The 23,797-nt window shown below is 69.2% G+C and carries 19 protein-coding genes; 10 read left to right on the top strand and 9 right to left on the bottom strand.

Going from position 1 to position 23,797, the window contains the following annotated elements; translation table 11 throughout:
* Positions 1-84: 84 nt before the first annotated feature.
* Positions 85-942, bottom strand: coding sequence for an RraA family protein (locus tag ACZ4LX_RS08750; RefSeq protein ID WP_467642442.1), 858 nt, complete (start codon positions 940-942; stop codon positions 85-87).
* A 108-nt stretch (positions 943-1,050) separates the two neighbouring features.
* Between ACZ4LX_RS08750 and ACZ4LX_RS08745 the strand changes: the two genes are divergently transcribed.
* The 5 genes from ACZ4LX_RS08745 (at position 1,051) to ACZ4LX_RS08725 (ending at position 7,809) form a co-directional block, all read left to right on the top strand.
* Positions 1,051-2,328 (top strand): alpha-L-fucosidase, encoded by a 1,278-nt coding sequence (locus ACZ4LX_RS08745; RefSeq protein ID WP_467642440.1) that lies wholly within the window; start codon positions 1,051-1,053, stop codon positions 2,326-2,328.
* Positions 2,329-2,680: 352 nt separating this feature from the next.
* On the top strand, positions 2,681-3,925 hold the full coding sequence (locus tag ACZ4LX_RS08740) for an ABC transporter substrate-binding protein (RefSeq protein WP_467642438.1): 1,245 nt from the start codon (positions 2,681-2,683) through the stop codon (positions 3,923-3,925).
* The gene (locus ACZ4LX_RS08735; RefSeq protein WP_467642436.1) at positions 3,904-4,830 is read left to right on the top strand and encodes a carbohydrate ABC transporter permease; all 927 of its coding nucleotides are present in this window, start codon (positions 3,904-3,906) and stop codon (positions 4,828-4,830) included. The genes ACZ4LX_RS08740 and ACZ4LX_RS08735 overlap by 22 nt, the downstream gene beginning before the upstream one ends.
* Positions 4,831-4,843: 13 nt before the next feature.
* Positions 4,844-5,755, top strand: a complete 912-nt coding sequence (locus tag ACZ4LX_RS08730) for a carbohydrate ABC transporter permease (RefSeq protein WP_467642434.1) — start codon at positions 4,844-4,846, stop codon at positions 5,753-5,755.
* 62 nt (positions 5,756-5,817) lie between these two features.
* Positions 5,818-7,809 carry a right-handed parallel beta-helix repeat-containing protein gene (locus ACZ4LX_RS08725; protein WP_467642432.1) on the top strand — a complete coding sequence of 664 codons (1,992 nt, stop codon included), beginning with the start codon at positions 5,818-5,820 and terminating at the stop codon, positions 7,807-7,809.
* A 70-nt stretch (positions 7,810-7,879) separates the two neighbouring features.
* On the opposite strand, the gene ACZ4LX_RS08720 is transcribed toward ACZ4LX_RS08725, so the two are convergent.
* From ACZ4LX_RS08720 to ACZ4LX_RS08710, 3 genes are all read right to left on the bottom strand, one after another.
* Positions 7,880-8,647 (bottom strand): GntR family transcriptional regulator, encoded by a 768-nt coding sequence (locus ACZ4LX_RS08720; protein WP_467642430.1) that lies wholly within the window; start codon positions 8,645-8,647, stop codon positions 7,880-7,882.
* Between the two features lie 68 nt (positions 8,648-8,715).
* Positions 8,716-9,702 (bottom strand): acetylxylan esterase, encoded by a 987-nt coding sequence (locus ACZ4LX_RS08715; protein WP_467642428.1) that lies wholly within the window; start codon positions 9,700-9,702, stop codon positions 8,716-8,718.
* Between the two features lie 106 nt (positions 9,703-9,808).
* Entirely contained in the window at positions 9,809-10,663 is an 855-nt protein-coding gene (locus ACZ4LX_RS08710) for an amidohydrolase family protein (protein ID WP_467642426.1), read from the bottom strand.
* A gap of 110 nt (positions 10,664-10,773) precedes the next feature.
* On the opposite strand from ACZ4LX_RS08710, the gene ACZ4LX_RS08705 reads away from it, so the two are divergent.
* Both ACZ4LX_RS08705 and ACZ4LX_RS08700 read left to right on the top strand, forming a co-directional pair.
* Entirely contained in the window at positions 10,774-12,717 is a 1,944-nt protein-coding gene (locus tag ACZ4LX_RS08705) for a DUF8034 domain-containing protein (RefSeq protein ID WP_467642425.1), read from the top strand.
* The gene (locus ACZ4LX_RS08700; RefSeq protein ID WP_467642423.1) at positions 12,714-13,670 is read left to right on the top strand and encodes an aldo/keto reductase; all 957 of its coding nucleotides are present in this window, start codon (positions 12,714-12,716) and stop codon (positions 13,668-13,670) included. Before ACZ4LX_RS08705 ends, ACZ4LX_RS08700 begins: the two co-directional genes overlap by 4 nt.
* Positions 13,671-13,898: 228 nt before the next feature.
* Here ACZ4LX_RS08700 and rhaS read toward each other — a convergent pair whose 3' ends face one another.
* The 5 genes from rhaS to ACZ4LX_RS08675 form a co-directional block, all read right to left on the bottom strand.
* On the bottom strand, positions 13,899-14,987 hold the full coding sequence (gene rhaS, locus ACZ4LX_RS08695) for a rhamnose ABC transporter substrate-binding protein (RefSeq protein WP_467642421.1): 1,089 nt from the start codon (positions 14,985-14,987) through the stop codon (positions 13,899-13,901).
* Positions 14,988-15,116: 129 nt separating this feature from the next.
* On the bottom strand, positions 15,117-16,169 hold the full coding sequence (locus ACZ4LX_RS08690; RefSeq protein ID WP_467642419.1) for an ABC transporter permease: 1,053 nt from the start codon (positions 16,167-16,169) through the stop codon (positions 15,117-15,119).
* The gene (locus ACZ4LX_RS08685; RefSeq protein WP_467642417.1) at positions 16,162-17,217 is read right to left on the bottom strand and encodes an ABC transporter permease; all 1,056 of its coding nucleotides are present in this window, start codon (positions 17,215-17,217) and stop codon (positions 16,162-16,164) included. Before ACZ4LX_RS08685 ends, ACZ4LX_RS08690 begins: the two co-directional genes overlap by 8 nt.
* A complete protein-coding gene (locus ACZ4LX_RS08680) occupies positions 17,214-18,743 on the bottom strand; it encodes a sugar ABC transporter ATP-binding protein (protein WP_467642415.1) in 1,530 nt (509 codons plus the stop codon). Before ACZ4LX_RS08680 ends, ACZ4LX_RS08685 begins: the two co-directional genes overlap by 4 nt.
* Before the next feature lie 524 nt (positions 18,744-19,267).
* Positions 19,268-20,503 (bottom strand): cytochrome P450, encoded by a 1,236-nt coding sequence (locus ACZ4LX_RS08675; protein WP_467642413.1) that lies wholly within the window; start codon positions 20,501-20,503, stop codon positions 19,268-19,270.
* A gap of 256 nt (positions 20,504-20,759) precedes the next feature.
* On the opposite strand from ACZ4LX_RS08675, the gene ACZ4LX_RS08670 reads away from it, so the two are divergent.
* The 3 genes from ACZ4LX_RS08670 to ACZ4LX_RS08660 all read left to right on the top strand — a co-directional run bounded on the left by ACZ4LX_RS08670 (position 20,760) and on the right by ACZ4LX_RS08660 (position 23,767).
* Positions 20,760-21,017, top strand: coding sequence for a hypothetical protein (locus ACZ4LX_RS08670; protein WP_467642411.1), 258 nt, complete (start codon positions 20,760-20,762; stop codon positions 21,015-21,017).
* A 111-nt stretch (positions 21,018-21,128) separates the two neighbouring features.
* On the top strand, positions 21,129-22,325 hold the full coding sequence (locus tag ACZ4LX_RS08665; protein WP_467642409.1) for a radical SAM protein: 1,197 nt from the start codon (positions 21,129-21,131) through the stop codon (positions 22,323-22,325).
* Positions 22,322-23,767, top strand: coding sequence for an MFS transporter (locus tag ACZ4LX_RS08660; RefSeq protein WP_467642407.1), 1,446 nt, complete (start codon positions 22,322-22,324; stop codon positions 23,765-23,767). Before ACZ4LX_RS08665 ends, ACZ4LX_RS08660 begins: the two co-directional genes overlap by 4 nt.
* The last annotated feature ends 30 nt before the right edge of the window (positions 23,768-23,797 follow it).

Here is a 23,797-nt window from a genome sequence, read left to right as displayed (position 1 = left end):
GCGCGGAGGTCGTACACCCCCCGCGAGGTGCCCGGACACCTGCCGGGGAAGCCGCGGGGGTCTCCCGCCCCGGCGCCCCGCGGATCAGGTGGCGGACCGGCTCGCCAGGTACTCGGTCATGCCCTCGCCGGTGAGCGGGTAGTAGTCGGAAAGCCGGCCGCCCTCGTCGAGACGGCGGCGGGCGAACGCCTCACGGTCCTGGTGGAGCAGGGAGTCCTCGGCCAGCGGGATCGCGTTCCGCTGAGGCACGACGACGGCGCCGTCCTCGTCGGCGACGATCAGGTCTCCCGGCGTCACGAGCGAGCCGCCGACACCGACGGGAACGTTGAAGGCGGACGGGAACAGTTCGGTCTGCGAGGCGTAGTGCGGGGTGACTCCGGTGCACCAGATGGGCACGCCGAGCGCACGTACCCGGGCCGCGTCCCGCACCCGTCCGTCCACCACGATTCCGGCGCCACCGCGCAGCTTGAAGTAGCGCACGAGCATGTCGCCGAGGCAGCCGGTGAAGTGACTGCCGTAGGCCGAGACGACCAGCACATCCCCGGGCTGGATGGATTCGAGGACGCCCCACAGCGGGGTCTTGCGCTCGATGTCCTCCTGCTCCGCGCCATTGAAGACGTCTTCCCGCTGCGGCAGGAACTGCAGTGTGACGGCGCCGCCGGTGACCTTGACGTCCGGCTCGCGGTGCAGCGGCACCGGCCCGTCGATGAACGTCCGGGTGATGCCCATCTGATGCAGTTTCGCGCAGGCCGTCGCCGCGCTCACGTCCTTGAGAGCGTCCACCATCTGCGAGGTGGGCCGCACATAGGACGAGGTGTGGACCGGCGCCCGCATCGATTCGTAGACCTGGCTCCCCTCCGTCCCGCTGATGCGGATGTCCCCCGCCGGCTTGACGCGGGTCTCCCCCGCCGACGCAGCTTCCTGGTCCCCGATCGAGTGCATGCACGTGCCTTTCCGCGCGCTCGTCGCACGCAACGCCAGTGACATCATCGCCTATCGATGGTAGATAACAGCCAATCGATTAGTGCTGTCAATGCGTCAGGAGCCATCATGAGCGGTGCTTCCACAGATTCCGCCGATTCCACCGGCACCACGGGCTGGTTCGAGGCGGCACGCTTCGGACTCTTTGTCCATTTCGGCCTGTACAGCCTGGCAGCGCGGCACGAGTGGGTCCGCAGCCGGGAGTCCATGTCCCAGGAGGAGTACGACCGTTACCTGACCCGTTTCGATCCCGACCTCTTCGACGCCCGTCAACTCGCACGTACCGCACGCGAGTCCGGCATGCGGTACGCGGTGCTGACCGCCAAGCACCATGACGGGTTCTGCCTGTTCGACTCGGCGCTCACCGACTACAACTCGGTACGTACCACAGGCCGCGATCTGGTCCGTGAGTTCGTGGACGCGATGCGTGCCGAGGGCCTGCGCGTCGGCCTGTACTACTCACTGCTGGACTGGCACCACCCCGACTTCACCGTCGACGAACACCACCCGCTGCGCGGCACCCCGGCCGAGCGCGAGCCGCGTGACATGGAGCGCTACCGCGCGTACATGGAGGGGCAGATACGCGAACTCCTCACCGGATACGGCCCGATCGACACCCTCTTCTTCGACTTCACCTATCCGGAGAAGGGCCCCGAGGAATGGGGGGCTGAGCACCTGCTGGCCACGGTGAAGGAGCTCCAGCCGGACATCCTCGTCAACGACAGGCTCGGCATCCCCGGCGACTACGTCACGCCCGAGCAGTATCAGCCCGACCGGCCGCTGGAACGCGGCGGCAAGCGGGTGACCTGGGAAGCCTGTCACACACTCAACGGCTCATGGGGGTACGACCGCGACAACCATGACTACAAGGACCCCGCTCTGCTGGTCCGCATGCTGGTGCAGTCGGTCGCCTGCGGCGGCAACCTCATTCTGAACGTCGGCCCGACCGGCCGGGGTGCCCTGGATCCGCAGGCCCGCTCCACGCTCGGGGCCATCGGCGAGTGGACAGAGCTGCATGCCCGGTCCGTGCACGGCGCGGGGCCGAGCGCGTTCGAGCCGCCCTCGCACACCCTGTACACACAGTCCGGCAACCGCCTCTATCTGCACCTGCCGGTCTGGCCGCTCAAACACCTTCATCTGCCGGGACTTGCCGGACGCGTGCGCTATGCCCAGCTCCTGCACGACGGTTCGGAGATCCGTTACCACGAGACGGACGGCGCGCGGCACGAGCACAACAACCTCGCACCGCCCAGCCAGCCGGCAGGGACGCTGACGCTGACCCTGCCGATCGCCCGGCCCGACGTACTGCTCCCGGTGATCGAGCTGGAGCTGGACGGACCGCAGTGAGACCGGCGGCCGGGTCATGTCCGAAATCGGGTCGCTCGCGCCGGACTTCGCCCTGGTACGGCGGCGATGTCCACCGGGATCGGACGGCCCGGCCGGCCGCTCGGCGAAAACAGATCCCAGAGGTTGCGGCAGCACTCTTGAAGAAGCAAGGAGCCGGCTTTAGCATCAACAATCGATAGACGATAGGCGTGATGGAGGTGAAGGCCCCGCCCCGCCTCCGTCGCATCACAGCATCCCCCGGGCGAGCCACACCCCCGACCGCCCGCACCCCCTCGCGCCGCCGCTCCACCAGGAGTTCTGCGGCTGAGTACCATCTATCGATTATTCACGACTACGCAACGGAGCGTGTCCGATGAAAGCAATGTGGCGCCGCACCTGCGGACTCGCCGTGGCTCCCCTGGTGATGGCGTCGGCCGTCGCCTGCGGAGGCGGGACCGACCAGGCCTCGGAGGGCACGACCCTCCGCGTCATCGTGAACATCACGCCGAACCTGACGGAGAAGTACTGGAACAATCTCTTCGCCAAGTACGAGAAGGCTCACCCCGGTGTGACGGTCAAGCTCGAACTGACCGGAACGATCTCGGCCGACGCCAAGCTCAAGCAGGACATGGCCGCGGGCGACCCGCCGGATGTCGCCCAGCTGATCATCCCGGGCCCCGACACCGCTTCGCTCTTCGCCGACCTGTCCGACCAGCCCTGGGCCGCCAAGACGCCGCTGGCCGACCAGTACACCATCGATGGCAAGCGCCTTGTGGTCGGTGTGGGTGAGCAGATCCAGTCACTCGTCTTCTACAACAAGGCCGCCTTCGAGAAGGCGGGGCTCGACGCCTCCGAGATACGGACGATGGATCAGTTCACCTCTGCCATGGGTGACTTGAAGAAGGCGGGCTACAAGCCGCTCCAGACGTCCGGCCAGTGGGTCACGGGCTCCCAGTTCTCGATGATGGCCGACGCGGGTGTGCTCACCGCCGACCCCCAGTGGACGGCGAAGCGCAACAAGGGGGACGCCTCCTTCGCGAAGAGCGGCTACCTGCCCTACCTGGAGCGCTACAAGAGCTGGATCGACAAGGGATTCGTGGAGAAGAGCGCGCTCGGACTCACCTACGCGGACGGCCAGACGGCGTTCCTGAACGGCAAGTCCGCGATGTACATCATGGGCTCGTACTTCGTTCCCGCCGCGGACGCCGCCAAGAAGAGCGACGACCTCGGCGTGTTCACGATGCCGACCGACGGCACATACCCGTCCGGCCAGTTCGGCAACATCTCGAACCCGTACGTGGTGGTCGACAAGTCACATCACAAGGCCGAGGCGATCGAGTTCGTGAAGTGGGCGACCACCGACCCGGAGGCCATCAAGAGCCAGCTCGCCTCCGACGGCAACCTGCGTGAGGGCTTCACGTACCCGATGTCCAGTCTCGGTACCTCTGTACAGCAGATCCTGGACAAGGCGCCGTCGATCTACGTGCAGGCCGGCGAGAGCAAGCCGATTCCGGGCTTCAGCGGCGAGCTCAACAAGCACATCCAGTCCCTGTACACGGGCTCGTCCCCCGCGGACGCGGCCGATGGATTGGACAAGTGGTGGAACTCGCAGAGCTGAACACAGGACTGAACGACCGGGCGCGGCGCCGGGCACGGCTGCGGGACTCGGCCGTATCCCTGGGGATGATGGGTCCGGCAGTCCTCCTCTACACCGTGATGACCGTCGTGCCCGTGGGAGTCGCGGTCTATCTCAGCCTGACCGACTGGGACGGCTTCTCCACGGCCACTTTCACCGGGCTCGACAACTACAAGCACCTCTTCGACGACCCGAGTTCGTCGGACGCCTGGTACGTCACCGCGCTGATCGCGGCGTTCGGCACCGTTCTCATGGTGGGCCTGGGGCTCGTGTACGCGCTCGCGCTCAAGGGCCGTTCCCGCACGAACTCCTTCTTCCGGGCCGTCGCCTATTTCCCGCACGTCATCAGCGCCCTGATCCTCGGGTACCTGTGGGCGGCGATCCTGGGCACCAACGGCGCCATCAACAACACGCTCGCCAAGTTCGGGATCGAGCCGGTCGGGTTCCTCTTCGACGAACAGTTCGCGCTGATCACCCTGATCGGCGTGATCGTGTGGGCGGGATTCGGCTTCAACGTCGTCCTGTTCGTCGCCGCCCTGCAGACCGTACCGGCCGAGCTGCTCGAAGCGGCGGCGATCGACGGTGCGTCCAAGCGGCAGATCAATCTGCGGATCGTGATCCCCATGATCGCTCCCGTGGTGACCGTGGCGACGGTGCTGAACCTGGTGGGGCTCATCCGGGCCTACGACATCGTGATCAGCCTCACCGGCGGCGGTCCGGCCGGGTCGACGCAGACCTTCACCTATCTCATTCTCGCCCGGTCCTTCGAGGGCACCAAGGTCGGTTACGCGACCGCGCAGGCGGTGTTCCTGATGGTGGTTTCCGCAGTGCTCGCCCTTGCGGTGACGGCGCTGCGCAACCGCCAGGACCAAGCAGCGACAAGTTAGTCAGGAGCCGTTGGTGGTCGTACTGGAAGCAGAGGTCCGCGAGAGGCCGAAGGCCGCGCCGCCCAAGCGCGAGGACACGAGTGACACGGAACGCAAGGAGCGCCGGTCGCCCATGGGGTGGGCCATGCTCGGTGTCCTCTTCGTCGTCATGATCGTGCCGATCTACCTGCTCGTGGTGAACGCCTTCAAGTCGCAGCAGGACATTCTCGACAACCCCTTCTCGATCCCGCTGAACGGGCTGACCTTCAAGCACATGTCAGCCGCGATCAGCAGCCCGCAGTTCAACGTCATCGACGGCTACGGCTTCACGCTGCTGCTCGTCGTGCTCGTGGACGTGCTGTGCATCCTGCTCGCCGGGCCCGCCGCGTACGCGATCGCGCGCAGCCTCAAGCGTCGTACGCAACTGGTCCTGCTGTACTTCCTGGCCGGCACGTTCATCCCGGGCGCCGCCGTGATCATCCCGGTGATCTACGTGCTGCGCGAAATCGGCCTGGCCAACACCGTGACCGGTCTGGTCGCGCACGATGTGGCCTCCACGCTTCCGGTGAGCATCTTCCTGTTCGTCGGCTTCATCCGCACCATTCCGGTGGACATCGACCACGCGGCGACGATCGACGGTGCGGGCCGCTACCGGACGTTCTGGTCCATCATCTTCCCGCTGATGCGCCCTGCTGTGGTCACCGTGCTGATCCTCAACTCGATCGGAATCTGGAACGACTTCATCTCCCCGCAGATCCTGCTCAGCCCGTCCTCCGGGCATTACACGGTCACGACAGCGGTCTACGCCGGCATCAGCCAGTACTCGACCGATCTGACGAAGGTGTTCCCCAACCTTCTGCTCGCCATCGCGCCCGTCGTCATCTTCTTCATCTACATGCAGCGCCACATCATCAGCGGTCTCACCGTGGGCGCCGTGAAGGGGTGACAGGGTTCGCCCTTCCCTGTCCGATTCCGACAAAGAGCCGAGAGTAGAGAAAGGACCACGGAGTGCTGAGAAGCCGGAGAACACGGTCCCGCAAGGGGCCGTGGTCCGCAGCCGCCCTGCTCGCATCGCTGACCATGGTGGCGGTCAGCCACCCTGCCGCCGCCCACCCCGTCAAACCCCAGGCGGGCACGGTCTATTACGTGTCGCCCACCGGCCGGGACGTGGCCGGCGGCAAAACCGCCACGTCGCCGTTCCGGCACATCCAGAAGTGCGCGGATGTCATGGTGCCGGGCGACACCTGCCTGGTCCTGTCCGGCACATACGAGGAGACCGTGGTGCCGGCCCGTTCCGGTACCGCCCAGCTGCCCATCACCTACCGGGCCGCACCGGGTGCGAAGGTGACGGTGAGCGGTGCGTCGAGGATCGGCGGCTTCGATCCGGTCACCCCCGCCGATGTCACCCGGATCGCCGCCACCGACCCGTTCGCCGCGGACTCGGCGTTCAGCGGAGCGGTGGCGGACGGGCACATATACAGCACGTCCGTCGACCTCGGCCCGGACGTGACCACGGTGCAGGTGTTCACCGACAAGAAGATGGGGGTCGAGGCCCAGTGGCCCTACCCCGGCCTCGACCTGCTCGATCCCACGCTCCAGTACGCCGGTGCGGGCAGCGCGGACGCCACGGTCGCCGACCCGGCTCTGACACGCCCGGCGGGGTACTGGGACGGTGCGCGCGCGCTCACCGGATACTGGTACGTCTCGGCCACCACCACGGTCAAGAGCTCCGCCGTCGGTTCGGTGACGCTGGACGTGGCGCCGCCATGTGTCCACAAGGTCGTTCCCAAGGAGACCCGGTACGCGCTCTCCGGAAAGATCGGTGAACTCGCGCACCCGGGCGAGTGGTTCTACGACGCGTCCGCGAAGCGCCTGTACATGTACGGCACCGAGGACCCGGACACCCACACCATCGAGGCCAAGCGGCGCACCCTCGGCTTCGACCTGACGAAGACCTCTCACACGACGGTCGACGGCATCGGTGTGTTCGCCACCACGATCGCCACGGGCCCCACCAGCACGGGTGTCACACTGGACGGCATCCGCGGCCAGTACCTCTCGCACTACACGGACATCACCCGGGGCGCGACGGACTGCGGCAGCACCGTGACGCGGGGCGTGGGCGACAGCGGCATCATCCTCGACGGCACCCATAACAAGATCGTGAACAGCGATCTCTCGCTGAGCGCCGGGAACGGCGTCGCGCTGCGCGGGCAGAACAACACCGCCACGGACAACGTGATCCACGACGTCGACTACATGGGCACCTACGCCGCCGGCATCGCGGTGCAGGGCAACAGCCAGACGGTCACTCACAACACGATCTCCCGGGTCGGCCGCAGCGGCATCAATCTCCAGTGGAACGAGGTGGAGGGCCTCACCCCGGGCAAGGACCTGATCGCCTACAACGACATCTCCGGGTACGCCCGGATGAGCCTCGACGTCGCCGCGATCTACACCTGCTGCAGCGCCTGGATGATGGGCACGTCCATCGATCACAACGTGCTGCACGACCCGGCACCGGCCACCACCTCCACCACGTTCGGCATCTCGGGGGTCTACGCCGACAACGGCCAGAGCGACCTCGTGATCGCGAACAACGTGGGCTGGGGCAACCGCGAGGGCACGGTGATGCTCAACGGTCTGGGTACCGGCTCGCACAACAACGGTGTGTACAACAACACCGGCGGGATGACTCTGTTCTACGTGAAGGAACCGGGGCAGTCGACCGGCACCAAGATCTACAACAACCTCGGCACCATCCGGGGCCTGGCCGGCGCCACGGACGGCGGACTCGTCCTCTCCAACAACCTTCCCCCGGAGACCGATCCGTTGTTCGCCGACGCGGCGAACCACGACTTCCGGCTCACCGACGGCTCACCGGCCCGTAATCAGGGAATCGCGATTCCCGGGATCAACGACGGGTCCACGGACCCGGCCCCGAGCCTGGGTGCGTACCAGTACGGAGCACCTGTCTGGACCGCGGGCGCCCGGCGGTAACCCGCGCGGCACGGCACGGACAAGGGGCCCCGATCCGGATTCTCCGGATCGGGGCCCCTTGTCCGTTGGTTCAATCCGACGTGGGCGCGGACTTCCTCGACGTGGTCCGCTTCGCCGCAGCGGCCTTCTTGCGCGGCTGTTTCGCCTCCCGCGCATCCGGAACGGGCCCGCGACCGGCGGCATGGTCGGCGAACGCCCGAGCCGCCTTGTCGGGCTCCCTGGACCTCAGCAGGAGCGCCAGCCGCCCGTGTTCATCGGCCATGGCCCGCCGGTCTCCGTCGAAAAGGGGGTCGGAGATGGCCCGCAGCGTACGCAGACTCGGCTCGATGACCTCCCACATACGGGTGAGGAAGGGATTTCCCGCGAACTGGCTCACCAGGCTGTGGAACTCGATGTCGGCGTCACGGAAGTTGCTCACGTCATTCGTGGCGACGGCCTCGTGCATCCGCTCGACCTGCGCGTCGAGTTCGGCGAGCTGCTCCTCCGTGATGCGCTCCGCGGCGAGCTGAGCGGCAAGGCTCTCCAGCGGCTCACGCACCTGACGGGCGTATTCCGCGTCCCGCGAGGAGACCTCGACGACGAAGTGCCCCCGTCGCGGCACATGCGTCAACAGGCCCTCACGGGCGAGCCTCTTGACTGCCTCGCGCACCGGGGCCTGGCTCACGCCGAGCCGCCGCGCGATCTCCGATTCGACCACGCGGTCGTTCGGCGCGAGATCACCTTCGACAACGGCCTGGCGGAGCAGGTCGTACACCTGGTCCGAAATCAGGGTCTTGCGGAACCGGTCCTTGTTGGTGGCCAGCGTGGAGACGAATCCACCGGAAGCATTCGATGCCATGAATTCCCAATCCTGCACTGGGGCACGTCAGTTGCGACATAATACGCGCCCGTCTTCCCTCGATGGAGTCACACCGAGGTTTCCAGCTGACCGGCCAGCCACTCCAATTTGACTACCTCATGGGTGGGCCCGCCGCCCTCGTGGTCGTTGAAGGGATACACCTGGATCTGCTTGTCGGACTGTTCGACATTCCGCTGGGCGCCGTAGTGATTGAACGCCGCGTACACCGTGGAGGGCGGACAGATGCGGTCCATCAGACCGACCGAGAACAGCGTCGGCGCGTTCGCCCTGCGGGCGAGGGTGGCGCCGTCGAAGTAGGACATGGTGCGGGCCACCGTGGCCGCGTGCTCGCGGTGCCGCTTCACGAACCTGGTGACCTCGTCGTACGGCGGCATGTCGGTGAACGTCGTCGCGCGCGGGAAGTTGCACAGGAACGGCACGTCCGGCATGACGGCCACGAGGTCGGGGACAAGCCCGGCGGCGGCGAGCGCGATGCCGCCGCCCTGGCTGGTTCCGGTGACCACGACGCGAGCCGGATCCACGTCCGGATGCGTACGCACCGCCGCGACCGCACGCACCGCGTCGGTGTACAGGCGCCGGTAGAAGTAGCGGTACGGGTCCAGCACCCCCCGCGTGAGAAAGCCGGGAGCCGCGATGTCACCGGTCGCCGGGTCGGGGTCGGGGGTCTCGGCCCCCTGACCCCGGGTGTCCATGACGAAGTGCGCGTAGCCCGCGTCGGCCCACAGCCGTATCTCGTGCGGCGCTCCCCGGCCGCTGCCGTAGCCCAGGTACTCCACGACGACCGGCAGCGGGCCGGTACGGGTCACCGGCAGATGGAACCAGCCGCGCACCGGGTGGCCGCCGTAGCCGGCGAAGGTCACGTCGAAGGTGTCGATCGTGGCGAGCCCGTTGGAGACGGGCTCGAACGTCGCCGCGAGACCGAAGCCTTCCTGCTGCGCGAGTGTCTCCTGCCAGAAGGCGTCGAAGTCGTCCGGCTCGGGGAGAGCCGGACGATAGCTCTCCAGCTTGTCCAGGGGAAAGTCGAAATGTGCCATGCGTATCTCCGCGGAAGTCGGGGCCGACTCACCGCGAGGCGGAGTCGGTCACTGATCATCGCCTATCGATCATCGAGAGAATCGAATCAGGGGCGTTCGAGCACTGTCAACCACCCGGGCGGTCAACCACAGGACGGCCGGATTCGAGTCCGTACACCCGGACCGCGGTCGTGTGCAGTACGCGCTCGCACTGATCGGCCGTCAGGTGCGCCAGCCCGAGCCCGGACATCGCGAGCGAGTCGGCCCGGGAACCGCGGGGCAGGCAGATCGGCCAGTCGGAGCCGATGAGACAGCGGTCGGGGCCGAGTGCGTCCACCACGTGCCGCACCATATGGGCGATGCGCTGCGGTGGATTCCCGTGCTGCTGGGTGAGCAGCCCGGAGACCTTCACCACCACGTTCTCACTTGCCGCGGCCCGCTCGATGTCGCGGTACCACTCCACCGCCCCGGACGTGCGCAGGTCCGGGGGGTTGCCCAGATGGTCGACGACAACGGTCAGCTCCGGGTGCCGGGAGGCCACCTCGGCAGCCGCCGTCAACGCCCCCCGGTGCAGGTTGAGCTGGAGCACCAGGCCTTCTTCGGCCAGTACGGGGACGAGCGCACGGGCCGGCTCGGGGGTGTCCGTCCACGAAGCGCCACCGAGCCGCATCCCGTTGGGGCGCGAGCCGCCGAGCCGGTGCAGGAGGGCGCGGAACGGGTCCGGCCCGTCGCCGCCGTGGACGTGCAGGTTGGCCACGTACCCGGCGACCAGATCCGGGCGGCGCAGCCGCAGTTCGCGCAGCGCGTGGGTCTCTCCCGCGTCTCCGCGCGACGCCTCGACCAGCACCGCGCCGGCTATGCCGAGCCCGGCGCCCGACTGCGCCAAGTCGTCCTCACCGAAGGTGTGATGGTGCTCACCACCAGGCTTGATCCAGGGGAATCCCGCAGCCGGATCCCACAGGTGAACATGGCAGTCGATCACGGAGTGCCTCCTCCTCGGGGTGTGCGGGGAAGCTCCTGAGTATTGACACGTCGGCTCCCCGCCAGTGAGTCTAACCATCGGCTATCGATGGGCGATTATTCAATGCTTACGTGACGAGGGAGCAGGTGTTCTCGATGCTCAGGTCTGAGCGGACCGGCACACACACAGGGGCAGCGGCCCACGGACCACTACTGACCGCGACCCGGGGCGTCACCGAGCTCCCCCGATGGGCAGAGCTGGAAAGGCAGTTGTTCGACGTCCAGAACAAGGCGTGGCGGCTCTTCGCCGACCGCTACACCGAGGGGGACGGCCGTCTCGTCTTCCGCGAAGCCCTCGGCGAGGGGCTGGACGGGCGGGACGGCGTGGACGACTTCTACGAGCCGTTCTTCAACTGGCCGACGCTGTACCTGCTGGGCGGCAGCACGGATCTGCTGGCCGCCGCGCGGCGGCACTGGAGCGGCGTCACCGCGCAGCTCACCGAGATGGGCATGCTCTCCGGCGGCCTGGAGCGGGGCTACGACTGGTTCCACCAGGGAGAGGGGCTGCTCCTCTTCTACGGACTGTGCCTCGCCGACCCGGACGACGAGGAGTTGCGCGGACTCGCGCTCCGCTTCGCCGACTTCTACCTTCCCGGCGGCCCCAACTACGACCCCGAGCACCGGGTCGTGCGCGCCCCGCACAACGGTTCGGGCGGTCCTCGTTTCGGCTTCAGCGACGAGGAACCGTACTTCCCGTGGAGCCTGGCCCTGCGCCCGTACGGCATGCCGCTGGACGGAGTCGACACGCTCGCGTCCTTCGACGACCTGGCCGCGTCCCCCGAACGGGCGCGCGCGTACGGCCGTGCGATGTGGGACCGGATGGGCCGTGGTGACACGATCGCGAATCTGGCCGCCACCGGACTGGCGACCCAGGCCTTCCTGCTCAGCGGCGAGCAGCGCTACGCGGACTGGGTGGCCGAGTACGTCGGCGTGTGGCAGGAGCGGCTCGAGGGCCGCGACGTCGTACCCGACAACGCGGGCCTGAACGGTGAGGTGGGCCAGTACCTGGACGGCCGCTGGTACGGCGGACACTACGGATGGTCCTGGCCGCACGGGCTCTCGCCCGTCGGCAGCGCCGCCGTCATCGGCGCGGCCAACGCGACGCTCCTCACCGGGGACCGGGGCTATCTGGACCTGGCCCGCAATCCCCTCGACGCGGTGCTCGCCCACGCCGAGCAGCGCGGCGCGGACGAGATGGGCACGCTCGGCGAGCGCTGGGCGCCGCATCTGCGCGCGATGCCGGGCGACCGCACGCTCATGGTCCCCCAGCGGCACAACGACTCCGGCTGGTTCGACTTCACCGTCATGCCGGGACAACTCCCCCTCGCTCTGTGGCACTTCAGCCGTGACGAGGCGGACCGCGAACGGATCGAGCGGCTGCGCACCGGGTCCCGCTGGGACTGGACCGCCGTGCACACCCAGCGCATCAAGGACGAAGCGGGGCACGAGGAGCCCTGGTACGAGTTCCTGCACGGGCGGAACCCCCGGTACCCCGAGCGGATGCTGCTCAGCGCCCTGGCGAGCTGCGCGGAGCGGGTCGAGGCCATCGAGAACGACACCGTCGACCCGGCGGTCGGGCCGGACGCGCTGGACATCCATCACTGGCAGCACCTCAACCCCGTGGTGACCGAGGCCCTGTTGCAGCTGACGACCGGCTCACCGCAGGTCCTCTACAACGGCGGCCTCGCCCACCTGCACGTCCGCTACCACGATGCCGACGCCCGCCGCCCCGGCCTTCCGCCGGAGGTCGCCGCGCTCGTCTCCGACATCCGCCCGGACCACACGGTCGTGGAGCTGGTCAACCTGGGCGGCACCGCACGGTCCCTGCTGGTGCAGGCGGGTTCGTTCGCCGAGCACCATGTCGGCACCGTCCGTGTGGACGACGGCCCCGAACAGCCGGTCGACGGACCGTACTGCCGCGTCGGCCTCCCGGGCCACTCGCGGATCCGGCTGACCCTGACCATGACACTGCGCGCGGGCCGCGCGGCCTGTGCCTCACCGTGGGAGACGGAATGACCGACCGACCGGCAGCGAAGCGGCTGCCCTTCACCCTGCCCCGCCTCGGCCTGGGCACCGCTCCCCTCGGCGGTCTCTTCGAGGACGTCAGCGACGAGGACGCCGCCGCGACCCTGAAGGCGGCGGCCGACGCCGGCATCACGTACTTCGACACCGCGCCCCGCTACGGACACGGCCTCGCCGAACAGCGCCTGGGCCGGCTGCTCGGCCCGTCCGGGATCGCCTCCCCGGTGATCTCCACCAAGACGGGCTGGCTGCTGCGCCCCCGGCCTGACGGCTCCCCCGGAGAGGTGATTACCGACTGGACCGAGCGCGGCATCCGGGAGTCCCTGGAGTCGAGCCTGACCCGCCTGGGCCGCTCCAGCGTCGACATCCTGTATCTGCACGACCCGGACGACTACCCGGACGAGATCCGCCGCACGGCCTATCCGGCGGTGCGCCGGCTGCGCGACGAGGGTCTGATCAAGGCCATCGGGTTCGGCATGAACCACAGCGGTCCGCTCGCCTCGTACGTGACGGAGTACGAGGTCGATGTCGTACTGATCGCGGGCCGGCTCACCCTTCTCGACCACGAGGCGCTCACCACGCTGCTGCCCGTGTGCGCCAGGACGGGTACCTCGGTCGTCGTCGGGGGTGTCTTCAACACGGGTCTGCTGGCCGACCCGTCACCCGACGCCATGTTCAACTACCGTCCGGTTCCCGCTCAGGTGCTGGAGCGGGCCCGGCAGTGCCGTGCGCTGTGCGACGCGTACGAGGTGCCGATCCATGCCGCGGCGATCCAGTTCCCGCTGCTGCATCCCGGCGTCGACTCGGTCGTCCTCGGCTGCCGTTCGGCGGCCGAGGTGACGACGAACGCGGCGGCCGCCCGTTTCCCGGTCCCGGACGAGCTCTGGCAGCGGCTCGCGGAGGCCGGGTTCGTTCCCGGGAACATGCTGGAGGAGCGCGTGGCGTAGCAGGAGGCGGTGGCTCCTGACCCCCGGCCGGTCCCGGCGGTGGCTCCTCGCACCCCGGCCGGTCGCGGCTCCTGACCGGAGGCGCGGGCGGCAGCGGCGGTGGCCCGCCGGGCCGTGTCCCGTCTGCCGTTGCCGGCCCCGGTCTCCCGCTCGGGGCGGGGGCCGGGCGCCTTCGGGCAGTGGGCGGAACGGCGTCATCCGTGTGCGGGGGCCGCCACGTTCACCGGCTCAGAACGTGAACTGGTCGATGTTGGCCTTGTCGAAGACGGTCGGCTTGCCCAGCAGGACGACGCCGTCCTTCCCGATCGTGAACGAGCCCAGGTCGCCCGCCTTGTAGCTCTCTCCCTCGGCGCCGGTGATCTGGCCGGACTCCAGGGCCACGGCCGTGTGGGCGGCAAGTGCGCCGAGCTTGGCCGGGTCCCACAGTTCGAAGGCTTCGACGGTGCCGTTCTTGACGTAGGCGCGCATGTCGTTCGGGGTGCCCAGGCCGGTCAGCTTGACCTTGCCCCGGTACTTGGAGCCGGACAGGTACTGGGCGGCCGCCTTGATGCCGACGGTGGTCGGGGAGACGATCCCCTTCAGGCCGGGGTGTTCCTGAAGCAGGCCCTGGGTCTGCTGGAAGGACTTCTGGGCGTCGTCGTCGCCATAGGCGGTCTTGACGAGCTTGATGTCCTTGTACTCGGGCTTCTTCAGCTCGTCCTTCATGAAATCGATCCAGGTGTTCTGATTGGTGGCCGTCTGGGCCGCCGAGAGGATCGCGATCTCGCCCTTGCCTCCGATCTGCTTCGCCAGCAGCTGGATCTGGGTACGGCCGAGGTCCTCGGCACCGGCCTGGGAGACGAAGACCTGACGGCAGTCGGCGCGTGTGTCGGAGTCGTACGTGACGACGCTGACGCCGTTCTTCATGGCCTGCTTCAGCGAGGTGCACAGCGCGCCCGGGTCCTGGGCGGAGACGGCGATGGCGTCGACCTGCTGCTGAGTGAGGGTGTTGACGTAGGAGACCTGTCCCGAGGTGTCGGTTCCGCTGCTGGTGCCGACCTCCTTGTACGTGGAGCCGAGCTGCCCGAGAGCCTTCTTGCCGCCGTTGTCCGACGTGGTGAAGTAGGGATTGTTGACCTGCTTGGGCAGGAACGCGACCGTGAGGCCCTTCTTGGTCGCCTTGTCCGGGTCGGCCTTGCCGGTGGCCGCGGCCGGGCCGGCCTCCTTGTTCGCGGAGTCCTTGGTGGTGCCCGAACAGGCGGTCGCGCCGAGGGCGAGCACGGCGGTGACGGCGAGGGCGGCGGTCAGCCGGGCGCTTCGGGCGGTGGGGCCGTACATGACGGTTCCTTTCGCTGCCGCGAGCGGCAGGGGTTGTCGGGCGGATGCCCGAGCGGTGAGGGACTGTGTACAGGGGTATGCGCGCGGTGGACGGGACCCGGTGGTGCGGCCTGTGTGTTCGCCGGAGGGTCAGGGGGTGCCGGGCGAGGGTGCGACGGCACTGGCGGCGGTTCTTCTGCGGGCCCGGGCCCGGGAGACCCGGCGGCCGGCCCGGGGAGCGAGGACGGAGAACACGAGCAGGACGCCGGTGACGACGATCTGGGACTGGGCGGAGACGTTGATCAGGCTCATGACGTTCTGGAGGGTGCCGAGCAACAGCACGCCGGCGACGGCTCCGCCCAGGGTCCCCTTGCCTCCGTCGAAGTCGATGCCGCCGAGCAGCACGGCCGCGATGACGGAGAGTTCGAGGCCGGTGGCGTTGTCGTAGCGGGCGCTTGCGTAGTGGAGCGCCCAGAAGACGCCGGTGAGCGCGGAGATCACGCCGGTGGTCACGAACATGGAGAGCTTGAGCCGCTTGACGCGGATGCCCGAGAACCGCGCCGCCTCCTCGCCGGCTCCGATGGCGAACAGGGACCGGCCGGCCGGTGTGGCGTGCAGGACCACGACAGCCGCGGCAAGCAGCACGGTGAACGGGACGGCGGCGTACGGGACGAAGGTGTCGCCGATACGGCCGGCCCCGAAGTCGAGGTACGGGGCGGGGAAGTCGGTGACGGAGTCGGAGCCGAGGACGATCTGCGCGATGCCCCGGTAGGCGGCCATGGTGCCGATGGTCACGGCGAGCGAGGGCAGCCCGAGCCGGGTGACAAGCACTCCGTTGACCAGACCGCAGACCACACCGAGCAGCAGGCACAGCGGAATGATCGTCTCGATGGTCATGCCCGCGTTCCACAGCGCGCCCATCACCGCTCCGGACAGGCCCGCCGTGGAGCCGACGGACAGGTCGACCTCACCGGAGACCACCAGCATGGTCATGGGCAGGGCGATCAGGGCGATCGGCAGGGTGTTGCCGATGAGGAACGAGAGGTTCAGCGCGTTGCCGAAGTTGTCGACGAAGGAGAAGGAGCAGATCAGAAGGGTCAGCAGCAGGGCGCCGACGGCGGTGTCCCAGCGGACCGCTCCCCCGAGACGGGCGAGTGCCGGTGCCTGAGCGGCCGGGGACGTGGCTGTGGTGGTGTCAGGCATGGCGGGCGCTCCTCATCTGTGCGGCCCTCTTGCGGAGCGCCGCGGCCACTCGCAGGGCGAGGATCCGGTCGGCGGCGATGGCGAGCAGCAGCAGGAAGCCGTTGATCGCGGTGACCCAGACGGAGCTGACGCCGACGGCCGGGAGCACGCTGTTGATGGAGGTGAGCAGGAGAGCGCCGAGGGCGGCGCCGTAGACGGTTCCGGAGCCGCCGGTGAAGGCGACGCCGCCGACGACGACCGCGCTGACCACGGTGAGTTCGTATCCGTTGCCGGTGGCGGAGTCGACGTTGCCGAAGCGGGCCAGGTAGAGGGCCCCGGCGAGACCTGCGAGCGCTCCGCAGAGCACATAGGCCGTCATGATCCGAGCCCGGACCGGGATGCCCGCGAGCCGGGCGGCCTCGGGGCTCGAACCGAGTGCGTAGAGGTCGCGACCGCTGCGGTAGGCGCGGAGGTAGTACGCGACCCCGGCCGTGAAGGCTGCGGCGAGCAGGGCGAGATGGGGCAGCATCCGGATGCCGTCGTGGCCGAAGTCGACGAACCCGGCGGGCAGTGCGTCGGCGGTGATCTGGCGGGAGCCGACCCAGATGGAGTCGACGCCCCGGACGATGTAGAGCGTGCCCAGGGTGACGACGAGCGCGGGTACCTTGCCCAGGCTCACCAGGGCTCCGTTGAGGACACCGAAGAGCGCGCCGAGGCCGACGGCGAGCAGGACCGCGATCAGGGGGTCTCCGCCGTCCTGGAGGTAGAGACCGGCGGCGAAGGCGGAGATGCCGAGGACGGAGCCGACCGAGAGGTCCACGTTGCGGGTGATCACCACCACCGCCTGGCCGACGGCCACCAGGACCAGGATGGTCGCGTTCAGCATCAGGTCCTTGATGCCCTGTTCGGACAGGAACTCGGTGTTGGAGAGCTGGGTGGCGCCGAGCATCAGGACGAGGACGAGGGCCACGGCCAGTTCGCGGGCTCTGAACACCTTGTCGACAAGCCGTCGCGAGGCGGCGGACCGGGGCGCGGGCTTGTGCCGCACCGGATCTGCGGTCACGGTCATGCCACGGTCCTTCCCCTGTCGGTGCGGCCGGTCGCCGCCGCCATCACTGTCTCCTCGGTCGCCTCGGACCTGGGGATGTCGGCGGTCAGCCGTCCCTCGTGCATCACGAGCACCCGGTCGGCCATACCGAGAATCTCCGGGAGGTCGGAGGAGATCATCAGCACCGCGACCCCCTCCGAGGCCAGCGCGGAGAGCAGCCGGTGCACTTCGGCCTTGGTGCCGACGTCGATTCCGCGGGTCGGCTCGTCCACGATCAGGACCTGCGGGGAGGTGGCCAGCCACTTGGCGAGGACGACCTTCTGCTGGTTGCCGCCGGAGAGCATGCCGACGGCATCGGCGAGCCTGGCGTACTTGACCTGGAGCTTGACCGCCCAGTCCACCGCACGGTCGCGTTCGGCAGCCCGGTTCATCAGACCGGCGCGTGTGGTCGTGGCGAAACCGGTGAGGCCTACGTTCCGCTCGATGGACATGTCCATCACCAGGCCCTGCGCCCGGCGGTCCTCGGGCACGAGGGCGAGGCCGGCGGCCATCGCGGAGCTCGGGGCCCCCTTTCGCGGTTTACGGCCGAGTACCTCGACTTCGCCTCCGTCGAACCGGTCGACGCCGAACACGGCGCGCGCGACTTCGCTGCGGCCGGCCCCGACCAGGCCGGCGAGGCCCACGATCTCGCCCCGCCGGACTTCGAAGGAGACATCCGTGAACACCCCCTCGCGGGTCAGCCGCCGTACGCTGAGGGCCACTTCACCGATCTTCGTGCACTCCTTCGGGTACAGCTCGTCCAGATCACGGCCGACCATGCGGCGTACGAGGCCGTCCTCACTCAGACCGTCGAGCGGTTCACTGGCGATCCAGGAGCCGTCGCGCAAGGTGGTGACGCGCTGGCACAGCGCGAAGATCTCTTCGAGACGGTGCGAGATGAACAACACGGCCGCGCCCTGCGCACGGAGCGTCCTGACGACGCCGAACAGACGCGCGACCTCGCTGCCGGTGAGCGCGGCGGTCGGCTCGTCCATGATCAGGACGCGGGCGTCGAAGGAGAGAGCCTTGGCGATCTCGACCAGCTGCTGATCGGCGATCGACAGTCCGCGCGCCGGCTGGTCGGGGTCGAGATCGACCCCGAGGCGTTCGAACAGGTCGGCAGTGGCCTGCCGGACCGCACGGTGGTCCACCCGCCCGAATGAACGCCTCGGCTGCCGGCCCACGAAGATGTTCTCCGCGACGGACAAGTCCGGGAAGAGAGTGGGTTCCTGGTAGATCACGGCGACACCGGCGTCCCGGGCGTCGGCCGGACCGTGGAACTCGACGGGTCTGCCGTCCAGCAGGACCGTGCCCGTGTCGGGGCGGTGCACCCCTGCCAGCGCCTTGATCAGGGTCGACTTGCCCGCGCCGTTCTCACCGGCAAGGGCGTGGGCCTCTCCGGCGTACAGCCGCAGCGACACACCGCGCAACGCCCGGACCGCACCGAAGGACTTGCTCACCCCCTCCAGCGCGAGTACCGGAGTCGTCTCCGGTTCGGGGTGCGTCATGGGTACTCTCCCGTGCTTGTGCCGAGCAGAGCACTCGACATGAAATGTTTCAGTAGAGTTTCCGGGAAGCTAGCCCTGCCCCGACGAACACGTCAAGGGGTGCTCCGCGCCCGGCATCGCGAAACACGACAGGGCCGGAGAAAACGTTGTCAGGCAGCAACGGAGCGCAGATGCAAGGCCCCAGGGACAACCCGGACCTCACTGACGACATGATCCGACAACACACCCGCTGTCCGACGGAATCCCTTGACTACTCGCGCGTGGACCACTAGCTTCGCCCCACGACGTGAATCGATTCATTCTGGGCTCGATCCGTGCCGCGCGCCCTGGAGCGTCGCGGGGGTGGGTGGCCAGAAGCGGCGTCCCGGGGGTCTCCCCCGGAGGAGTCCGGGGGAGCCCGGGGAAGACGCCCGGGATGTCCCAAGAAAAATCCCGATCCCGGATGTCCCGGGAGAGCCCGATCCGGGCGTCCCGGGAGAAGTCCCGACTGTCCCGGAGTGGTCCCGGGAAGACCCGCCATCCCCCTACGCGGGCCCGGCGGGCAGTACCGGGAGTGCGGCCAGGCGGCGGTGCAGATAGCCGCCGCCCCAGGTCAGTTCACGCGGTGGCACCGCCGGGCTCAGCCGGTGCCAGCGTCCGAGCAGGCCGGTCAGGGCCACCGTGAGCTCCAGCCGGGCCAGCGCCGAACCGGGGCAGTAGTGCGGGCCCGCACCAAAGGTCAGGTGGCGGCCCGCGGTGTTCCGGTCCGGATCCAGCGTTCCGGGGTCGGCATGGCAGCGCGGGTCGTGATTGGCCGCCGCCACGGAGAGCAGGACGCCGCTGCCCGCCGGAATGACCGTGGACCCGAACCGGACGTCCTCCAGCGTCACTCGCTTGGTACTGAAGGGGCCCGGGGTGTCCCAGCGCAGCAACTCGTCCACCGCGCGCGGGATCCGCCCGGGTTCGTCCCGCAGCGATCGCAGTACCGCGGGGTGGTCCAGCAGCGCCACCACGCTCATGCCGATCGCCTGCACCGTGCTGTCGAAGCCGGCCAGCAGCAGCATCGCCAGGAGGGAGGCCACTTCGTCCTCGCTCGCACCGCCCTGCTCACGCCATGCGGCAAGTACACGGGAGACGACGTCGTCACCGGGGGCGCCGGCGCGCAGTGCCATCGTGGAACGCACGAAGGCGTCGATACGGTCGACGCTCTCCTCGATCGTGGCGGCGGTGCGGCCCTTCTTGTCCGCGAGGCAGGCCACCGGCTCGTACAGCGCGCGTCGCTCCTCCTCCGGTACGTCGAAGACCTCGCACAGCGACCGGAAGGCGAAAGGGCGCGCGAAGGCGTCCATCAGCTCGACCGGGCCGTCACCGCGCGCGGCGTCGGCGGCGTCGAGCAGCTCACCGGCGGCTCGCTCGATCCGCTCGCGGTGCACCGCCATGCGCGCCGGGGTCAGAGCCGGTGTCGCCAGGCGGCGGATCCGTGTGTGGTCGGGCGGGTCGTAGTTGACCAGCGTCAGATCGAGCGCGCGGCGGCGCACACCGGGATCGGGAACGTGCCCGCCACTCAGGGAGAGGCGCGGGTCCCGGAATCCGGCCCGCACGTCCTCGGCCCGGGTCACCAGCCACACCGGCCGTCCGGCCGGCGTCCTGACCCGTGCGACGGGACAGGTCTCCCGGATCCCGGCCAGCGCCTCGGCCGGCCGGTGCAGGAAGCCGGCCCCGAACAGCTGCTGCCCTGCCGATGAGGGCGCGCCGTCCGTGACGGCGGGTTCGGTGTCCATGCGATGGCGTCCTCTCGCGGTCGCGGAGTGTGCTGCGGCCACGCTAGGGACGGCGGGTTGCGCGCCGGTTGGCGCCCGGTGCGATTGCGGTATGCCTCCGCGCGCGCCGCACCGGCCCGCCCGTGCGCCGACCAGGCCGGTTCACCGTGGGACAACCGGAGGCGAACCGGTCCCGAACCTCCTGCTCCTAGCTTCCTGCCGGTCGGCGCAGTGCCGCCGTCCGTCGTCCCGATCGCCCGTCGTATGGAGGACCATCATGGCCGAGAACGTCGAGCCCAACGAGACCCCCGCCGAGGAGACCCCCGAGGTGGTCGCGCACGTCGAGTCGCCTGTCGGCTGGTGCGGTGTGCACCAGGAGGTCGCCGAGGATCCGGAGGTGCTCGCGCACGTCGAGTCGCCCGTCGGCTGGTGCGGTGTGCACCAGGAAGTGGCCGAGGAGCCCGAGGTGATCGCGCACTCCGAGGAGGGCGAGGACACCCCGTGGTGCGGCGTCCACCAGGAGCAGAACGCCTGATCCGGTCCAACTGACCGGTCCTCCCCGGCCGCCTCGGCGCACGATGCCGCCGCGGCCGGGGTCGGCCGCCGGCCATCCCTCTTCTGCCACCATCCCGACCCGGAGGTTGCCGTGCCCGGTACGCAGTCTGTCGCCGTCCCCACCGCCGGGGCCCGTCTGATCCGCGCCGACAGGGGGTGGTGGTTCCTGGGCGCCGGCGGATACGCGCTGATGCGGCCCGGCCAGGTGGAACCGGACGGCACCCTGCGGCCATCGGCCGAACGCTATCTGCGCGAGGCGGGGCTGTACGACGTACGCCCCTACACCTCGTACTCGCTCACCGTCCTGACCAGCACGGACTGCAATCTCGGCTGCGGCTACTGCTTCCAGAACACCGCACAGGATCCCAAGGGCGGCAGCAGGCCGCCGCGGATCCAGCACGCCCGTCTGACCCCCGAAGCCGTCGGACAGGTACTGGACTTCACCCGTGAACGGATGGACGCGGCCGGTCTTGACCGGCTTGCGCTCCTGCTGTTCGGCGGCGAGCCGCTGCTCAACCCGCGGGGCTGCCGCGACCTGCTCACCCGGGCGGCGGAGCTGGGCCCGCTCACCGCGTCGATGACGTCCAACGGCACCCTGCTCACACCGCTGATCGCCAAGGAGCTCAACGCGGCGGGCCTCGGCTCCGTCCAGGTCACCTTCGACGGGGACCGGGCCGACCACGACTCCATCCGGGTCAAGCGCTCCGGGGGCGGCACCTTCGATGTCATCGTCTCCAACATCGCGCGCGCCATCGAGAAGACCTCTCTGCGCTGGATGCTGCGGGTCAACGTCTCGCATCTCAACCGCAACGGCGTGGACGATCTGGTGGAACGCCTCGGTTCGCACCTCGATCCGGCTCGCTGCGGCATCCACTTCGCGCGGGTCGGCGATGTCGGCGTCGGTTACGCGAACAACCTGATGCACGAGGACGGTCTCGTCTCGGACTTCGTCCGCTGGCACTCCCGCGCGTTGGAGCTCGGCTTCATGGTGGCCCGGCCGCGCGCCCATGTCCCTTGCCAGGCCTGCTCCTTCAGCGACGGACGCTACGGCGCGGTCATCAACGCCGACGGTGTCCTCGCCAGCTGCTGGGAGACGGCGGGCAAGCCCGGCATGGAGGTCGGCACCCTCGCCGACGGCTATCTGAGCGCCGAGCAGACGGAAGGCCGCTGGGTCAGCTGCCACGACCACTACCAGTACGACGAGGAGGCGGCCGTCCGCGCCACCTTCCAGGACCGGGTCGACGCCGGAGTGCTGGACTGCCTCAAGGCTGTCGGACGGCTGGGATGAGAAGCGCCGGCATCCTGCGCACCAACCCCGACTTCCGCCGCTACTGGATCAGTTCGACGCTCTCCACCCTCGGATCCCAGCTGTCGCTGCTGGCCTTTCCGCTGCTCGTGCTGTCCATCGGCGGGAGCGCGGCGCAAGCAGGCACGGTGGCGACCTGTTCGATGGTGACCAGGACACTGCTGCGCCTGCCTGCCGGTCATCTCGCCGACCGGCTCGACCGGCGGATGATCATGGTCGGTACCGATCTGATACGTCTCGTGGCGCTGGCCAGCATTCCGCTGGCGTCGGGACTGGCAGAGCTGGGCCAGGCACATCTGCTCTGTGTGGCGATCGTGGAGGGCGCGGCCACCGCGCTCTTCTCGCCCGCCGCCACGATCGCCGTACGCGACGTGGTGCCGGAGAAGGATCTCACCGACGCGCTGAGCCGCAGTCAGACCGCCATGGCGTCGAGTTCGCTGATCGGACCGTTTCTCGGCGGCTGGCTGTTCACCCTGGATCCGATCCTGCCGTTCGCGGTCGACGCCGCCTCCTACGGTGTGTCCGCCGTGCTGTTGCTGCGGATGGGTGTCCTGCCCTCGCAGCGGGTCGCGGACAGCGAGCGCGACAACCGGCTGACGGCCGGGCTGCGCTGGCTCACGCACCAGCGGGCGCTGCTGGCCGCGCTGCTCTTCGCCGCGGGCATCAACATCGTCTCGGCGGCGGCCCAGACGACCATGGTCGTCTCCCTGCGCCAGAGCGGCGCCGGCGGCACCGCGATCGGAGCGGTGATGGCCTGCGCCGGCATCGGAGGGCTGCTCGGCGCGGCCGCGGCACCATGGCTGATCAAGAGAATCACCGCCGGCCGCCTGTTCCTGCTCATCGGCACCGTCTGGGCGCTCGGCCTCGCCGTCTTCTCCGGGACCACGCACCCCTGGCTGATCGGCCCGGTGCTGGTCGTGGTCGTCTTCTTCAGCCCGCCCGCGGGCATCGTGGTCGGCCGCGCGATCCTGGTGCTCGCGCCCCGCGATCTCCTGGGCAGGGTCAGCACGGCGACCGGGCTGCTGATGGCCGGTCTCGCCTCCGCAGGTCCGGTCCTGGCCGGCTCGTTCGTGGATTCCCTGGGCGGCAGCCGCACCTGGCTGGTACTGGCCGGCGCCGCGGCGGTGGTCACGGTGCTCTCGTCCGTACCCCTCCTGCGCGAGACCAGCCTCGACGCCACCGGCGACAGCGACAGCAGCAACAACAGCGACAGCGACAGCGACAGCGACAGCGACAGCGCGAAGAACCGGGAGGACTCGGGCACCGATACGCCGTCCGAACAGCCGGACTCCCCCGCCGGATCAGGCCATGCCGAACGGCCCGCGGACGGTCCGGGTCCCGCACGGACCGCCCCGGACGGCACCACGTCCGTGGGGCTGGTCCCGGCACCTCCCGTAGCGCGCCGGGACACCGGCCGCAGCTGACCCCGTCCTCGTCCCGTGTCCGGCGTGACC

It is taken from the genome of Streptomyces sp. NPDC026062 (assembly GCF_055568375.1).
Note: the sequence above shows the minus strand (reverse complement) of the source record. Positions and strands in the feature narration are given on the sequence as shown.

Bases quoted from the DNA above. Each gene is read 5' to 3' on its own strand.
- ACZ4LX_RS08685 (WP_467642417.1), bottom strand. From the start codon at position 17,217: ATGACCGTGACCGCAGATCCGGTGCGGCACAAGCCCGCGCCCCGGTCC.
- ACZ4LX_RS08715 (WP_467642428.1), bottom strand. From the start codon at position 9,702: ATGGCACATTTCGACTTTCCCCTGGACAAGCTGGAGAGCTATCGTCCG.
- rhaS (WP_467642421.1), bottom strand. From the start codon at position 14,987: ATGTACGGCCCCACCGCCCGAAGCGCCCGGCTGACCGCCGCCCTCGCC.
- ACZ4LX_RS08700 (WP_467642423.1), top strand. From the start codon at position 12,714: ATGACCGACCGACCGGCAGCGAAGCGGCTGCCCTTCACCCTGCCCCGC.
- ACZ4LX_RS08745 (WP_467642440.1), top strand. From the start codon at position 1,051: ATGAGCGGTGCTTCCACAGATTCCGCCGATTCCACCGGCACCACGGGC.
- ACZ4LX_RS08680 (WP_467642415.1), bottom strand. From the start codon at position 18,743: ATGACGCACCCCGAACCGGAGACGACTCCGGTACTCGCGCTGGAGGGG.
- ACZ4LX_RS08720 (WP_467642430.1), bottom strand. From the start codon at position 8,647: ATGGCATCGAATGCTTCCGGTGGATTCGTCTCCACGCTGGCCACCAAC.
- ACZ4LX_RS08660 (WP_467642407.1), top strand. From the start codon at position 22,322: ATGAGAAGCGCCGGCATCCTGCGCACCAACCCCGACTTCCGCCGCTAC.
- ACZ4LX_RS08690 (WP_467642419.1), bottom strand. From the start codon at position 16,169: ATGCCTGACACCACCACAGCCACGTCCCCGGCCGCTCAGGCACCGGCA.
- ACZ4LX_RS08675 (WP_467642413.1), bottom strand. From the start codon at position 20,503: ATGGACACCGAACCCGCCGTCACGGACGGCGCGCCCTCATCGGCAGGG.
- ACZ4LX_RS08740 (WP_467642438.1), top strand. From the start codon at position 2,681: ATGAAAGCAATGTGGCGCCGCACCTGCGGACTCGCCGTGGCTCCCCTG.
- ACZ4LX_RS08750 (WP_467642442.1), bottom strand. From the start codon at position 942: ATGCACTCGATCGGGGACCAGGAAGCTGCGTCGGCGGGGGAGACCCGC.
- ACZ4LX_RS08670 (WP_467642411.1), top strand. From the start codon at position 20,760: ATGGCCGAGAACGTCGAGCCCAACGAGACCCCCGCCGAGGAGACCCCC.